This window comes from Paenibacillus catalpae (assembly GCF_900112695.1).
Taxonomy (GTDB): domain Bacteria; phylum Bacillota; class Bacilli; order Paenibacillales; family Paenibacillaceae; genus Pristimantibacillus; species Pristimantibacillus catalpae.
The window spans coordinates 324,608-341,254 of the sequence record NZ_FOMT01000002.1 but is presented as its reverse complement, the minus strand read 5'-3'; the positions used below and the strand labels follow the sequence as shown (position 1 = coordinate 341,254).

The 16,647-nt window shown below is 49.3% G+C and carries 7 protein-coding genes and 1 pseudogene; 3 read left to right on the top strand and 5 right to left on the bottom strand.

Features of this window, described 5'->3' with window-relative positions; genetic code table 11:
• Positions 1-58: 58 nt before the first annotated feature.
• Entirely contained in the window at positions 59-1,393 is a 1,335-nt protein-coding gene (locus BM200_RS09255; protein ID WP_091184259.1) for an ABC transporter substrate-binding protein, read from the bottom strand.
• A gap of 235 nt (positions 1,394-1,628) precedes the next feature.
• Here BM200_RS09255 and BM200_RS09250 point away from each other — a divergent pair, with 235 nt between their 5' ends.
• Together BM200_RS09250 and BM200_RS09245 are read left to right on the top strand one after the other, a co-directional pair.
• On the top strand, positions 1,629-3,164 hold the full coding sequence (locus tag BM200_RS09250; RefSeq protein WP_091184258.1) for a glycoside hydrolase family 31 protein: 1,536 nt from the start codon (positions 1,629-1,631) through the stop codon (positions 3,162-3,164).
• Positions 3,165-3,190: 26 nt separating this feature from the next.
• On the top strand, positions 3,191-4,483 hold the full coding sequence (locus tag BM200_RS09245) for a Gfo/Idh/MocA family protein (protein WP_091184255.1): 1,293 nt from the start codon (positions 3,191-3,193) through the stop codon (positions 4,481-4,483).
• Positions 4,484-4,616: 133 nt separating this feature from the next.
• On the opposite strand, the gene BM200_RS09240 is transcribed toward BM200_RS09245, so the two are convergent.
• From BM200_RS09240 to BM200_RS09225, 4 genes and pseudogenes are all read right to left on the bottom strand, one after another.
• On the bottom strand, positions 4,617-7,550 hold the full coding sequence (locus tag BM200_RS09240) for a DUF4832 domain-containing protein (RefSeq protein WP_091184253.1): 2,934 nt from the start codon (positions 7,548-7,550) through the stop codon (positions 4,617-4,619).
• A 174-nt stretch (positions 7,551-7,724) separates the two neighbouring features.
• Positions 7,725-8,774, bottom strand: coding sequence for a LacI family DNA-binding transcriptional regulator (locus BM200_RS09235; protein ID WP_175532808.1), 1,050 nt, complete (start codon positions 8,772-8,774; stop codon positions 7,725-7,727).
• Positions 8,775-8,915: 141 nt separating this feature from the next.
• Positions 8,916-9,059 (bottom strand): annotated as a pseudogene (locus BM200_RS29660) (AraC family transcriptional regulator); the annotation flags it as partial.
• Between the two features lie 598 nt (positions 9,060-9,657).
• Positions 9,658-10,395 (bottom strand): collagen-like protein, encoded by a 738-nt coding sequence (locus tag BM200_RS09225; protein ID WP_245772958.1) that lies wholly within the window; start codon positions 10,393-10,395, stop codon positions 9,658-9,660.
• A 733-nt stretch (positions 10,396-11,128) separates the two neighbouring features.
• Here BM200_RS09225 and BM200_RS09220 point away from each other — a divergent pair.
• Positions 11,129-16,432 carry an S-layer homology domain-containing protein gene (locus BM200_RS09220; RefSeq protein ID WP_175532807.1) on the top strand — a complete coding sequence of 1,768 codons (5,304 nt, stop codon included), beginning with the start codon at positions 11,129-11,131 and terminating at the stop codon, positions 16,430-16,432.
• Positions 16,433-16,647: the final 215 nt, after the last annotated feature.

Sequence of the window (16,647 nt, the reverse complement as noted above, 5' to 3'; positions counted from 1 at the left end):
CGAGACGTTCCTAATCGCTAGGAACGTCTCCTGAATCTCTTACCTTTGTTCAGTACGCTTATTTCGTATCCGCGATTGCTTGATTCATCATCTCAGCGACTTTCTTCGCGCCTTCTTCCACCGAGAGGGCTCCGCCCCATACCTGGGACATAATCTCAGGCTCTTTCGCGAACCATACCGGATACGCCATCGAACCGCTTGGATACGGTGTTGCATCCGCAACTTGTTCGGTGAATACTTTCAGATTCAAATGCGGTCTCGACGTCAGCCATGCGTCCTGCGTGCCGTTGAATGCCGGGATAGCGGCACCCATTTCCGCCGTAATTTCAGCTGCTTTTTGGGATCCCAGGAATTTCAGGAACTGCCAAGCTTCTTCCTTGTTTTTACCGCTTGCAGACATCACGTTGCCGAGGCCGTTAATGATATTGGCTCTTTTCGCCTTGCCCATAGGCAATTTCGCCCAATCCCATTTCCCCTTAATAATGTCGCTGCTATCAATATCGCTGATCCGCCATGATCCGTCGAAGATCATCGCTAATTTGCCGGATTTGAACATCTCTGTTGCTTCCATATCCGTCATTTGTTGATGAGTTGGAGAAGCGCCGTCAACCGTCATTTGATAACGGGCTTGCAAAGCTTCGATGGAAGCCGGATCATCGTACCCCGACTTGCTCATATCATCGGAAATAATTTTACCGCCGTTAGCCAAAATATCGTTCCAATAGCCGGTTTGCGTATCCATCTTTGCTCCAAATCCATAGATGCCTTTGTCAGGCTGGCTCAGCTGCTTGGCAACCTCGGCCAGCTTTGCATAAGTCCAAGTGTCGTCCGGATAAGGAATGCCCGCTTGATCGAACAGCTCTTTGTTGTAGGCCAAGCCGATCGTGTCAAAATCCTTAGGGATGCCATAGTTCTCGCCGTTCAGCGTATAAATGGAAGCAAGGTTCGCTGCATAATTATTCAGATCAATCTCTCCGGCCTCAACCTTGCTTGTGATCGGCTCGATGAATTTGCCCGTTGCATAGGTGACGAATTGACCTCCGTGCATCCAGAAAACATCAGGCAGCGTTCCGGCAGGAGCAGCAGCGGACATTTTTGTCCAATAATCGCCCCACGGAATAACTTCGACCTTCACCTTAATATTGGGATTTTGTGCCGTAAACTCTGTAGCAATGGCTTCCATTGCCGGCTGCTGAATTTTATCCCAAATGGCATAGGTAAGCGTTACGTTCTTTTTGGGTGCTTCAGTCGCTTCCCCGGCATTGCTGCTTGCACTGTTGTCCGGTTTGTTATTCGGCGTGTTGTTCGAGTTGCTGCTGCATGCAGCCGTTACTAAGGACAGAACCATCATGACAAGCGCTAGCGTGAATGAAAATTTGTTTCTTTTCACCATTTGACATCCCCCTAATGAATTTGTTTAGGCAAAAATTTGCGTAAACTGCAAACCGTTCTGCCTCTTTACACGTTAAGTTTAATCGATTTGTACAACCGCTTTAAATGCCTCTTTTTTAAGATTTTATGCCTAATTATTAAGATGAAAAAAGGTTTGCATTCGAATACGGATTCATCCATAATATCAATAAATAATTGCGCAAATTATTTCATAACACAGATTGGGAGTGTCTGCGATGACGATCACTGTATTGCAAAGAGAGCCAGGAGAATTCTGGTGGGGAGGCGTTATAAATGAAGGACATCTTATGCCGTTTGGCGATCGGCCGCATTCGCGCGATTTGCGTTTGACGGATGATAATCAAGCTGCCCCCTTATTGCTTTCTAATAGGGGAAGATATATTTGGTGCGAGGAGCCGTTTGCCTTCACCTTTAATGATGGCTACCTTACTATCGATCATAAACAAAAGCTCGCGATCGAAGAAGGCCATGTTACCCTTCAAGGCGCTTACCGCCATGCCTGCAGCAACCATTTCGCGCCTTCCGGCGTTACGCCCGACAAGCTGGCTTTTATGGCGCCTCAATATTGCACATGGGTAGAGATGTTTTACGAACCGACACAGGACAAACTTCTTAATTATGCGAATTCTATTATTGAGCACGGCTTCCCCCCAGGCGTGTTAATCATTGACGATAACTGGATGCAAGACTACGGAACGTGGGACTTTAACAAGCATCGATTCCCCGATCCCGCCGGGATGATAGAGACTCTGCACGAGTTAGGGTTTAAAATCATGCTCTGGGTATGCCCGTATGTGAGTCCCGACAGTATCACGTTCCGGCAATTACTCGGCAAGGGCCTCTTAATGAAGCATGCGGATGGAGCACCTGTCCTGCGGAGATGGTGGAATGGCTATAGCGCGGTTGTCGACTATACAAGCGGGGAAGGAGCCGCTTGGTTCAAGCAGCAGCTGGACAGGCTGACCCAAGATTACGGAGTTGACGGATTCAAGCTTGACGCGGGAGAACCCATACTGCCCGGCCTGCTAAATGACGTTTCGCAGGAAGTCGCATGGTCGCGTCCCGTCCTTCCCATGGAAGATTGCGAATCATACGCTCGACTCGGCATCGGATACTCCCTCAGCGAATTGCGCATGTGTTGGAAGCTTGGAGGGCAAGCGCTCATCCAGCGGCAACGCGATAAAGCGCATGCCTGGGATGCGACTGGACTTGGGGGATTGATTCCTAATGCGATTGCTCAAGGCCTCATGGGCTATGCGTATAATTGCCCGGATATGATTGGCGGAGGGCTCGATGGAGACATCAATTCACCGGAATTCCGTTTTGATTCCGAACTATTTGTTCGTTATGTGCAAGGTTCGGCACTATTTCCTGCCATGCAGTTTTCCATGGCGCCTTGGCGAGTATTAAACGGCGAGGAATTGTCCTGGTGCATGGACGCCGTCCAGATCAGAACGAAGTTAGGCCCACTGCTCTCCGAGCTTGCAAGCGAAGCAGCGGAAACCGGTCTTCCTATCATGCGCAGCATGGAATTTGTTTTTCCGCGCCAAGGCTATCATACAATTCAGGATCAATTCATGGTTGGCGACTCTATTCTTGTGGCCCCGGTGTTGGCCAAAGGACAGACGGCTCGCATGATCCAATTCCCGGAAGGCCGATGGCTCGGAGATGACGAAAGCGTAGTCGAAGGCCCTATCCAGCTTGAAGTTCAGGCGCCTCTTTCTCGCTTGCCATGGTATCGAAAAATATAATCCTTACTTTGAGGAGATCAAAGCCTATGAAAACAATCAAATTAGCTGTAATAGGAGCAGGAGCACGAGGTTTCTTGTCCTATATGCCGTATGTTCAGAGGTTTCCCCGCGAGGTAGAAGTGGTCGCCGTTGCCGAACCAAACGAAGAGAGAAGACAAAGATTTGCGGATGCCTTAAACCTGACTTCAGAGCAGCTCTATTCCACATGGGAAGAGCTTTTGAACGAGCCCAAGCTCTGTGATGCGCTCCTTATCTGCACGCAGGATCAGATGCATTACGAGCCTACGGTTGCCGCACTCCGTAAGGGGTATCATGTCTTACTTGAAAAACCGATGTCCAACAGCCCTGATGAATGCGTCGAAATGGAGAAAGTCGCTCGCGAAGAAGGGCGTTTGCTCTCGATCTGTCACGTTTCGAGATACACCCCTTTTTGGCAAAAAATGAAGCAGCTCATCAGTGACGGTTCTATCGGAGACGTCATGTCCATTCAACATAATGAAAACGTCGGTTACCTCCACTACGCCCATAGCTTTGTTCGAGGCAATTGGCGGAACGATGCTCTATCAAGTCCAATGATATTAGCCAAGTCTTGCCACGACATGGATCTGATCCGCTGGATTGTGGATGCAGACTGCACAAAGGTCAGTTCCTTTGGTTCGTTAAGCCATTTCCGGATCGACAATGCGCCCGCGGGCTCGACTGACCGATGTACGGATGGCTGCGCAGTTGAATCTGTCTGTCCTTATTCGGCCTTACGATTTTATATGCAGGACATTGAATCCAATCATTTTGCAGCACTCATAGCGGATCCGCCTACCGAAACGAATCGAATGAACGCCATACTGGGAGGTCCCTATGGCAAATGCGTCTATCGGACGGATAATAATGTCGTGGATCATCAAACGGTAAATATGGAATTCGAAAATGGCGTTACCGTTATGTTCAGCATGAGCGGGTTTACGCGTGATATTAATCGTATCGTCCAGGTGATGGGGACCAAAGGAGAAATTCGCGGCGATTTGTTAAGCGGCCGTATCGATCTGTTTGAGTTCTCAACCGGCACGCAGTCTGTCATTCAAATTCCAACCGGCCAAAGCGGACATCAAGGCGGCGACGACGGGATCATGCGGCAATTTCTGTCCGACCTCCGGAATGAACGTTATATCGATACCTTAACCTCAGCGCAAGCCTCTCTGGAAAGTCATCTCATGGCCTTCGCTGCCGAGGAATCCAGGCTGAATGGCGGCGCCGTTGTAGACATGAAGCTGTTCCGTCAATCTCTTGCATCATCCTCTCTAAGCGATACTGCAGTAAAATAAGGGATTATTCCGGATTCGCCTAAATGATAGGGACTATGTCGATTGCAACTCCATTACGTTGGATTTACTCCACTAAAATCAGCTAAAAAGAGAGGCCGCATAATGCTGCCTCTCTTTTCATGTTTGCCCTGTATTATTCGAAACGAATCTCGTCTATCCAGACGGAGCTGTTGCCTCCGTGCCAAAATGTCATCGTCAATTGGCCAGGGGTGGTACGATCTACCCCTTTTGACACCAAATCGATATCCACATCCTTGTAGCTTGTTGTAATCGCATCCCCGCTGAAATCCGCCAGTGTCTGGGTCACTCCGCCGAGCGTAAGCTGGATATGATTCTGCTCGCCGCCATTTGCGCCTTTGATGCGAATCACCATCTTCGAGTAACCGCCGATGTTTTGGGTAATATCCGTGCCTAACCATCCGTTGTTGTTGTACTCCAGCTTCAATGCCCCTGAGTCAATTACGCCTGCATTGTTCAGGAAACTGTTTGCGCCTGACCATTTGCCAAGATCGTTGCTTCCCGGCCAGCTTGGCGAGTTGTCGAAGTTATCCACCAGCAAGACATTGGTTCCGCCTCCGGCATTTGTCGTTACATTAACCGCTGCGCTGGCCGCCGACAGATTACCCGCTGCGTCTCTCGCTTTCACCGTATACGTATATGCCGTGTTGGCATTTAATCCGGTATCCGTGAAGCTGGTTGAAGCTGACGTGCCCGCTTGATTTCCGTTTCTGTAGATGACATACTGCGTAACGCCGACATTGTCCGTCGAAGCGGTCCATGCTAAGCTGACGCTGCTCGATGTTTTTCCAGGCACGCTCAGATTGGTTGGGGTCGTTGGCGCTTGCGTATCACCGCTGCTACCGCCGCCGCTAATCTGAATGCGGTCAAAGTCAGGTGCCCATCCCGTCGGATTAGAGAAATGGATGGTGTTATTGCCTGCATTCAGCTGTACTTGCGCCGTAGCGGTGCCAATTGCGGTCCAGCTTCCCGTGCTCGGCATGTTGAGTGTAGAAGGCGATCCACCGTTCACTCGTATTTGAGCGGAACGAGCCTCGCCGCTGAGGTAAGACACGGTCATCGTATACGTTCCTGCTGCCGACGCACTTATTCCGTTGAATTGCAAAGTGCCGTCATTGTTCCCGACATACCCCACTTTCGAGCCTCCTGAACAGGTACTGCACGAGGAAATAATCGCTGCCCCAGTCCGCGTATTCGCAGCAGCCTCTGCTTCATAGGCCGTCAAAGTACCGCCTCCGCCGGAAGCGTTAGTGGTCGCACTAACAGAGCTGCTTGCGCCGGATACGTTCCCCGCTCCATCCTTGGCTCTGACTGCGTAGCTGTAACTCGTATTGGGGCTTAGGCCGGTATCCGTAAAGGTATTGCCGTTTGCGGAACCTGCGAGTGCGCCTCCGCGGTAAATATCATAACTGGTCACACCTACGTTGTCGGTTGAAGCCGACCATGTCAGACTGACACTGCTTGAAGTCGTCCCGCTTACTGCCAGATTCCCTGGAACCGTTGGCGCTTGAGTATCCGCGCTTCCTCCGCCGCTATAGCCGCCGTCATATGGCGTTTGGGTCAGGTTATACGAAAGCGTATTATCCGGCTTCAGCTGATCGAAAGGCCCGATGTTCTGGTCAGCGGGATCCATACCGATGCCCACTTTACCAACCGGAGTTCTGCCGCCTGTATAATAATTCGTATTGGCAAATCTGGCGCTTGGCTTATAACCGTAAGGGTCCAGAATGGAAAGTGCCAAAGTATATGTTCCCGCCGGCATATTGGATGGAATGGTAAATGCACCGGAGACTTGTTGAACGGCAGGCGCTTGATTGTATTGACGCGTCGCGGCGTTCCAATCGTCACCCGGCATCCAGTTCCGTATATCCACGCCGTTGAAAATGCCTTTCCAGGCAACCGTACGATCGCTTCTCAGCAAGCTGGCTTCCACAGGCCAGTTATAATAGAACGGCGCCGCCCCTTTGTTCACAACGGAAAAGGACACGTTCATCGCCCCCCCTGGCTGCACGCTGCCGGAATATGTAGCCTGGTTGATGACGAATCGATAGCCGAATTCCTTCTGCATTAAAGCGGCTCCTTGCGAAACGGCGGAATTGCCCGCATCGTACAGATCAATCCATCCGAGACTTGTTGTATGTGTTTTTTTGATCCAGTCGATGACATAGTTCCGATGGTTCGGATCGCTTAACGTGTCATTGGGAGAATCACCCGGCTGAATTTGCTTCTGTCCCCAATCGTAGGCAACCTCGCCTCCGTTAACCTGCGTTCTCCAGACATTTCTTGCAACAATGCCTTCCCCGCCTGACAGGTCATCGATTAATGCGAATGAATCCCACAGGAATCCGAAGTTGTAATTTTGGAAGGTATCGGGATACCTCACCTGTACTTTCTTGTTTTGGAAAGCTTGCGAAGCAGCGTCGCCTAACGCGGTCTGGAAGGTGAGCGGCATCCGGTCAGTCCCGTCGGCAAGCTTATCCGGCCAAATATGATGCTCTCCCCAATTCCCCCACAAACCTAACTCGATATAGGCGACTCTCGGGTCATTATCCCAAGCTTGACCAAGCTTCTGGATGAAAGCCGTCAGACGGCTTTTCAATGTTTCCGTCGTCCATTGTGTAGTCACGTCTCCATGAGGAACGCCTTGCGGCCAATACTCTCCTCCGTTCGGGTAGACGATGAATACGCGAGGGATGACCTTTTTATTCTGACTTTCAATCCCAGCCCACGCCGTATTGCTCCAATCCTTAATCTTCTGGACGGAGTCGGACGCCGCATTCTCCAAATCGGTGTATTTGATGTAGTGCTTAAACACAGTACCGTATTCATGATTGGAAAACCCTGTGTCATTCATAAAGCGAGTAGGCCTAAATCCCTTTAGAGGATTTTTGAACGCCTCTTGTGTTTCCGTTAAATTCGCAGTGATTGGACCAACCGCTGCCGACGCTTTGCCAGGAAACGGCAGTGCAAATGAACCTCCTGTCAGTAACACGAATGACAACAGTACCGTAAACGCTTTCACAAATGGACTTGAATAAATGCCCTTCATCAATCATCCCTCCTCGAGTAGTGAAAATTTATGCAAATAAGTTGCGCAACTATTTTGCGTTCTTAGTATATTCTACCATCGATTACTTCGTCAATCACTGAAAACGCAAATAGCCGTCCCCAGATCAGCGAATGATCTGAGAACGGCTATTTGGTTCATTCGGGAGAGAGCATGTTACAGCTTGTTCGCCACTTTTGAGCATGATTCCCGCTCTATGATCTCGGTCTTAAGACTAATGTATACCTCTGAAATATTCTTGTTCGTTATCCATTCCGTCAGCACTTTTACGATGATTGAGCTAATATCATATCTAAACCGTCGAACGGTCGTTAATGGCGGAACCATGAATTCCGATAGCTTTAAATCATCAAAACCCACCAAGGAGACGTCCTTGGGAATACGGAGGTTCATCTCAGCCAATGCCTTCATAGCCCCATAAGCAATGATATCGTTAAAGGCGAAAATCGCCGTTACAGACGACTGATCGCTCATCAATTGTTTCGCTGACTCATAACCATGCGCGGGATCGAATGCACCCATTACAACATTGGTGTCGCTCCACGGCATTTCCAAATCACGAAACGCGTCTTTGCAGCCGTCCAGCCGGTTTAAATTAACCAGATGATTCTTCGGCCCCGCAATCATCCCGATTTGCCGATGCCCCAAACCATGCAGATACCGAATAACCTCATAAGCGCCTTTTCGGTTATCGTAGTCAATATAGTTCTGACCGGTCTTATAGGTTCTTCCATTCGTAAACACATACGGAATTCCGAGTCTATTAAATTCTTCAAACATCTTATCGCCAACAAACGGGTCAAATATGATCGCTGCGTCCACTTTTTCCTCGCCCAATAGCTTATAGGCCGGAGAGGACTGCAAGTCCGTGTAATGCTTCACAATATGAATCTGATGACCGTATGCTTCAAATTCATCCTTTAAGTGATTCAAGTCCGCAGAGGTAGACGGGTCATTATCGAAGAAGTCATTATCGCCCGGTACGATCACGACTATATTATAGGATATGCCTACGAGCTTGGAGGGAGCGGTCCCCGGCTTTAAATGTTCATTCGCAATATCCAATACTTTTCTGCGGGTTTCCTCGCTGAAGTTGCCCTGGTTGTTAATGATTCTGGAGACGGTGCTAATTGAGACATTTGCTTTTTTTGCAATTTCTTTAAGTTTGATATGAGCTCCCTCCCATTCTTGAGAAAATTTTTGCACAACAAGGAAATTATATCGTTTATTATTGTATCCAGTCAATCATGCGCCGCAGCTCACTTGTAATCCAGCTATTTCCTTTAAAACAACAAAAAGTCTGTACCTCTAAAAGGTACAGACCCCTATTAACATCATCCTCTCTTTTTAAATTTCCTCAAACGAGAGGTTCATCGGCTCGTCGAGCAGATCGGTTGTCAATTCCAAATTGGTTGTGGGTACACGCTCATCAACAACTTCGAAAGTGAAGCGGTCCATCCAGACCGTTCCCTTCCCCGACAATAAAACACCGAGCCCTGGTGCCTATGTTACCATTCAGTCATATACTCTCGTGATTTCTTTATTAAACCAATGAACATAACCACAACGGTCGCAAGTTAATAGATTCACTGAACGATTAGCAAAATCAAGGTTAAGGAAACTCAACAAAGCCGTATTTAACTGTGCATAACCTTTTCAAATCTATTGTAATTACAATGAACACAAATAACCGTAATCCCATTAGCGCTATATTGACCTGGTCCCTTGGCTTCTTTAAGATTTTTGGCAAATAACTTAAGAAATCTCTTTGCTCTATTCGACAAAGCTCTGCACCCTTTCTTCGACTTCTTCGCCATTCATATGTTTTCCTTTTATACGCCTCCTTCCGTTCGAAGGTTACGGTGTGCCTCGTTACTCCCATAAAAAAAAAGCAACTGGTTAATCCAGCTGCCGTCAGTCATGTACTCACTAAACTCTTTGTATTCATCAATCTAATTTATGTACCTTTTCCAGCTAAATATCTAACAGGGATACTCTCTATGTCAGATAGAGAGCATCCCATCTCCCCTTCTATAAGGTGTATACGGAGGATGCGTCCAAAAACTAAGCCATTATAGATTTTTACCCTCTATGCGATCTGCATAATAACAAGATGTGCGGAATCCGACCTGGTCCCTCCAGCTAATGGAGTAATTGTGAGTGCCGCGGCATTACCTGCAGGATTTCGAACTGTGAGTACTGAATTAATGACCGTTGTTTGCACAAGCGCCATTCCTACTATTTGAGATGTTCCTGTTGCACGCCCAACCACCGTATAAGCTAGGTCAGCGCCATTTAGCGTTAAAAGCAATTGACCCGCTTCGTTTACGTTTACCTGAAACAAAACCTGATATGTGCCAATTGCAGCCAAGTTAAATGAGCTCGCATTTAAACGGGTAATTGCTGTCCCGCTAATTGGGCCATCTTGCGGAAAACTAACGTCCGTATTAGGAGCCACAGTTGCTGCATTGTCAGGAGGCATCAAGGCAAAGAAGTCCGCAAAGCCTAATACTCCGCCTGTCGGCCCTGCAGGTCCCGCTGGTCCCGCTGGTCCCGCTGGTCCCGTTGCTCCTGTTAGACCCGTCACTCCAGCTGCGCCAATTGCTCCTGCAAGCCCCGCTAATCCTTGGGGTCCAAGTGCTCCTGCAAGTCCTTCAGGTCCAAGTGAACCAATCGCTCCTACAAGGCCTGCTACTCCTTGGGTTCCAAGTGCTCCTGCGAGTCCTTGGGGTCCAAGCGCGCCAATCGCTCCTGCAAGGCCTGCTGCTCCTTGGGGTCCAAGTGCTCCTGCAAGTCCTTCAGGACCAAGTGCGCCGATTGCTCCCACAAGGCCTGTTAATCCTTGAGGTCCAAGCGCTCCTGCAAGTCCTTGAGGCCCAGCCTCTGCAATTGCTCCCCCAAGTCCTCTTAATAATTCCTGTCCGTTTAGCGGGGGGCACTTTATACAAACATGCTTCTTATGCGGATGACGTTTCTTTTTTTTGCCCTTTGGATGGCATACAATAATGGGTTTCTTTTTGCACCGTTTTTTTATAGCGGGACTCAACACGACACCTCCTATAAAGATTGTACAGTGTACGCGAGTTGTTTTTCATCAGCATGGACTAATAGCCAGCTATTGGCTAGACTAAAAACTATTTATAGAAAAATGGGTTAATGATAGGATTGTTCGTTTTAATTCAACTCCCTTTACTTCAACAAAAACCGGCAGCGGATCACTGATCTGCTGCCGGTTTTTGTTTTGGACTAATGTTCCCAGTTAGCTGATCCCCCACCACCCAACCTCCTCCTTATTTTCCCAGCATATTATTATTCTCGCCCTCCTTCCTACTTGGCTATCTATTTGACTATGAAATTTTTATGGGAACCTGTGTAACATGAGAACTTAATATGATTTTGACATCCCCTTGACAAAGTATTGATAGAATTGCTTGGTTTAGGAATTTACATAGAGAGGGAGAATTCACCAGCGTATACAAAATGAATCGTACTAATGTCAGGAGTGGAGTCACGAAACAATCAAGTCACGACAAATAAACAAAGTAAGGATGATGGACCCTGTGGGAAATTTAATCAACAAGTACAAGATCACAACGGCGATTGCTTTAACCGTTACAGCTGCCTTCAATTTGACCTTTGGTTCTGTAGCTGTACGAGCTGAATCTGCGCCAACAGACAATATGCATGTTTTAACGAATGAGAAAATATCCAGCGGCATTCAATATACCGAAGAAGATATTAGCAATTATTACAATACCGGCAATCGCATGAGAGTGAATAAGCTGGAGATCAATCCTGCCGACAGCTATACGACCATCCTTTCCGGCAAGGCGGCGGATACCGTTAATGCTATGGAAACGATCGGCGATCAAGCGCAGCGGGAGATTTTGAAAGGCAATCAGATTGTAGCAGGCGTCAACGCCGATATGTACGATATGAGCACGGGGATGCCGCTCGGCATGATGCTGAAGGATGGGGAGCTTATTACGAGCCAGGGACCGGACGAGAAATCCGGTTCCTACCGCACCAGCTTCTATATGAACCAAGACAAGAAGCCCGGAATTAGCCCTCTGCATGTGGAAGGTTCGGTAACAGTAAATCAAACGGATTATGACGTTGACTTGTTCAATCGAAATCAAGGCGTGTCCAACGCGTTTGTCATCGATACGGCCGACATTACAAGAGATCATAAACTGACGCACTTCTACGGAGACGCCCAAGGAAATGCCGCATTTGCATTGGTTCGCGTCGACAATTTCACCGGCGTTATTCCCGGTCAAGAGTATAGCGGTTCGGTTGAGAACATTTATACGGCCGACGGCTTTGAAATTCCCGAAGGGTATGTCGCATTGGCGGGTTACGGGGACAAGAAGGCCGCGATCGAAGCGATGGCAAAGGGAGACGAAGTGAATTTCCGCTATGACTCATTCGTTGACGGGACGCTCAACAATAACCTCGCAACGTCCGTTGCCTTCAACACGTGGCTTGTACGTGACGGGCGCGCGCTGACGGCTGATGAGATGCCCGACAAAACTGCGTTCACGACAGGTCCCAATGCACGGACGGCACTCGGCATCCGAGCGGACGGAAGCCTTATTGTCGTGACGGTCGACAAGCCGAGCACGGCGTTCAACGACAGTATCGGTACCTCGCTTCCCGATCTCGCCAAATATTTGGTAGATAACGGAGCCATAAATGCGCTGAACCTGGACGGCGGCGGCTCGACCGAGATGATTGTCCGCAAAGCAGGCGGCGATCGTCCGGTTACCGTCAACCATCCGAGTGATAACAGTTCGCGGGTGGTCACGAGTTCTTTGCTGTTCGCCAGCACCGCAACCAGGACTGGCAATGTCGGCAACGTGGTCGTGGATAAGAACGTTACGCTTTATCAAGGCTCCGGATACGATTTCTCCTATCGGGTAACGGATGAGTTCGGAAACATCATCGATAACGCCGCCAATCCGGTAACATGGGAAACGACGCTTGGCACCATCGATGAAAAAGGACACTATACCGCGCCAAAGGAACCGGGTAGCGGTGAAGTGACAGCCGTCGTTAACGGCGTCAAGGGCAGCGCGAAAGTGAATGTCGTGGATTCGTTCGCTTCGATCGCTTTTACGGCCAACACCAGCGTGGTCATGAAGAAGGACGAAACGCGCCAATTTGAATTTATCGCTTTTGATGCCTCCGGCGGCAAGGTGATCGTGGATCCTTCGCAGGCCGCGTGGACCTTAACAGGAAATATCGGGACGGTTAGCGAGAGCGGCCTTGTTACGGCAACTGCGGAGCACGGCTCCGGAACGCTGACGGCGACGATCGGCAGCCAGACCATTACGGCTTCCATCTCGGTCGGGCTGAAGGAACAGGTCATCGACGATTTTGAAACTTATCCGATCGAGGGCTATAACCTCGGCGGTTACGGCTACGGCAATGTCAACCAGTATGCGGGAAGCGCCGGAAACAGCACGATGCTGAGCCTTTCCTCGGACATCAAGCATTCGGGTAAGAACAGCTTTAAATTGGACTATGATTTTTCCCTTTGGACCAAACAATTGAACGGAACCTTAAACTGGATTCCGCACTGGTACACGGGAAGCAAATGGCCGGACGAACTCGCCGCGCAAATGGACTCCACATATAAAACCGACGTTTATCCGAAGAAATTCGGAGTTTGGGTATACGGAGACGGCAAAGCACCTTGGCTTAGAGCGATTTTCAAAGACGGCAGCAATGCCAACAAGACAGTGGACCTGACAAGCGAAACCCAGGACGTCAACTGGGTCGGCTGGAAGTATGTTGAGGTAGCCATTCCTCAGGGCTGGCAGCTGCCGATTAGACTGAACTATCTGTACTCGGTTGAAACGGACAAATCGAAGGCGCCTTACACGGGTTCGATTTATTTCGACGATATGAAGTTCCTATACACCGATGAAGTGACGGATTTCAGCGGTCCTGAATTTACGGAAACCACCCCTTCGTCGAGCAATGTGTACAGCAATACAATCAATTTCTCAACTGTCATCAAAGACAAGCTGTCCGGGGTCAATCGTGACCGAATCACGGTCAAGGTCAACAATACGGATCAGGCGTACACGTTCGATGAAACAACAGGCCTGCTCAGCTTCAAACTCGAGAATTTAGCCGCAGGCGATTACAACGTTTTTGTAGAAGCTTATGACCTGGCCTCCAACCAATCGGTTCCATGGATCGATAAAACGTATCATGTCGACCTGACGCCGGACACGGACGCACCGACAATCACGAAGGTGACGCCGACTTCCGATGTGACAGTCAAGATTCCGGAGCCCCGGGTAACGTTCAACCTGCTCGACGAGAAGTCGAAAGTGGCGAGCGAAAATATTTCGGTCAAGCTTAACGACATCGTTCTGCCCGTCTACTACGATGCGAATACCGGTTGGGGCTATGCTGAACCTCAAAGCAATCTGCCGGACGGCAAGTATACGCTGACCATCAATGCGACAGACAATGCGGGCAATAAGATGCCTGCGTATTCGGATGAACTGAACATCGCTTCGATCGCGCAGCCGAAAGACACCGATAACTTCAGCATTTCGGTCATTCCGGATACGCACTTGTCGCCTTTTGCCGAGCCGATCTTTAAACGGGCTGCAGCAAGCGACTCGTCGCTCATTATTCACACAGGCGATATTGTCGATGACGGGTCTCAGGCGCAGTATGACAGTGCGGCCGAGTCCACGAAATGGTTTGGAGCGAAGCCTTTCTTCGTACTGGCCGGCAATCACGAAGCGTTTAAGAACACCTTGGACATTTATTTTAAAACCTTCGGCTCCCCGACAATGCAATTTGAATTCGGGGATATGCAAATCATTTTCCTGAATAGCGCCTTTATTCAGAGCATTACCGAATCCGACTCTACGGAATTTCATTATCTGGAGGAAGTGCTTGCTAAGAACACGAAGCCAAACGTGCTTGTCGTCAGCCATGTCGTCTCGAGAGATACGTTCGGCACCGCGCACGAGATGAACCCTGAAGACGTAGCCAAAATGGAGTCCATCTTGGGCAACTACAAGAAGCAGCATCAGAACGTGGAAGTCTTCACGTTGTTCGGACATCTGCATACGCTGCAATCTTGGGATGTAGACGGTGTTAAATACTTTATCGGCGGCAACGCGGCAAATAAAACCTACGTCTCTCACACGGATGGGGATTTGCTGGGCAATGGTACCATATCGGTTGCGAACGGAAAAATGAATTACGGCTTCGATCCGTTGTTATCAAGCGTTTATGTTAAAAACGATGCGATTCTTTCCGGCAAAATGAAGGCCATCGTCGGGTCCCAGGTTCAAATGGATCTATACGGGGACTTCAGGGTATATCCGAGCCAGTATGTGGCTCAGCTGAACACGCATGAGCTTGTCAATATCGCATGGAGCTCCAGCGATGAGAAAATCGCAAGCGTGGATAAAAACGGCGTTGTGACTTTCCATGCACTAGGAACGGCCGCAATCACGGGAACCTCAGGCGGCAAGAGCAACACCGTCGCGGTCGAAACAGTTGATCCGGCAGGTGTGAAGCCGGTCAAACTGGAACTGCTTGTTGACTCTGTCGTCAAAGTCGGCCATACCTTCATTCCGACGATCAAAGCGACCGACGCTTACGGCGCCGTCTATGCGCTGAATCCGAAAGACGTAGCATTCACGTTTAAGAACGGCAACGTGGAGGCAGATGAAGAAGGAAGACTGACAGGCGTGAACGCAGGCGAAGAAGAAATCACGGCCAAATTCGGCGGTTTGCAGGCTGTCGCCGCTCTAACGGTGGTTCGGGAAAGCACCGGTTCCATTCCGGGTAATCCATCAACTGACGACGAAACCTATGATTTGTCGAAGAACAGTGCGGTTCCTGCCGATGTGTTCCAGAAATTGAGCAAAGCGCAAGGTAAAACGATGACATTCGTCGGCAGCAATTATCAATGGACGGTTCGCGCTGAAGACATCACGAATCCTGCCATCGCGGATTCGCTTGATCTAGGCGTGAAGCTTACTCCTCAAGCATCAATCGGCAAGGTAGCGACACCTGTACAGGTGAATCCGGAGCAGGTCGCATTGGGCCTTGCTTTGAACCATCAAGGCACTCTGCCGGGCAAAATGACGCTGCAAGTGAACGCAGGCGACAACTACGAGAATAAGAAAGTATTCTTGTACGCCATTCACGCCGCGGACAAAACACCGGTGCTGCAAGGCGAGTTCACGGTGGACGAGGACGGCCGCGTATCCATCCCGTTCACTTCGTCCGAAGCTGCGGAGTACGTGCTGACAACGCAGAAATTGGTCGACTTTACGGATTCCAACAGCCACTGGGCAAAATCGTCCATTTACTACCTGGCTCACAAAGACATCGTTCAAGGTGTCAGCGAGCATGAGTTCATGCCGAATAAAGCGATCACAAGAGGCGAGTTCGTGAAACTGATTGCAGGCGTTGCCAAAGCGGACGTGTCAGCTTACACAAGCAGCACATTTGCCGACGTCAGCGCAAACGCATGGTATGCGCCTTATGTCGCCTGGGCGAACAAGAACGGAATCGTGCTCGGAATGAACGATGCAACATTCGCGCCGAACAAAAATATTACGCGCGAACAAATGGCTGTCATCCTGGTGCGTATGACGGATTTGCTCGGCTACAAGCTGGAGAATTCAGCGGATATGCCAGCGCCTTTCGGCGACGAAGCAAAAATTTCCGTTTACGCTATCGATGCAGTCAAGAAAGCACAACGTGCCGGTATTATTCACGGCATGCCGAACAATCTCTTTGCGCCTTCCAACAACACGACAAGGGGCGAGACAGCGAAGGTACTGGCAGATCTGCTTCAAATGATGGAAAAGTAATAAAGCCCGTGACCTAATTATCGCGAGTCAAAAGGCGATGTTCTGGTGCGCTCATATCAGCAGTTTGAAGGCCATCCTCTAATGGATGGCCTTCTTTCATTAACCACTAACCACACTCTCCTCTATGCCTGACTTCAAAAACTCGGGATACACATATTGGAACTAACTTGCAAATCATGTATGGGAAAGTATACGGTACAGTTTGCAGCTTGAGG

Excerpts from the sequence above, each read along its gene's own strand:
- BM200_RS09240 (WP_091184253.1), bottom strand. The coding sequence starts at position 7,550 with ATGAAGGGCATTTATTCAAGTCCATTTGTGAAAGCGTTTACGGTACTG.
- BM200_RS09255 (WP_091184259.1), bottom strand. The coding sequence starts at position 1,393 with ATGGTGAAAAGAAACAAATTTTCATTCACGCTAGCGCTTGTCATGATG.
- BM200_RS09245 (WP_091184255.1), top strand. The coding sequence starts at position 3,191 with ATGAAAACAATCAAATTAGCTGTAATAGGAGCAGGAGCACGAGGTTTC.
- BM200_RS09250 (WP_091184258.1), top strand. The coding sequence starts at position 1,629 with ATGACGATCACTGTATTGCAAAGAGAGCCAGGAGAATTCTGGTGGGGA.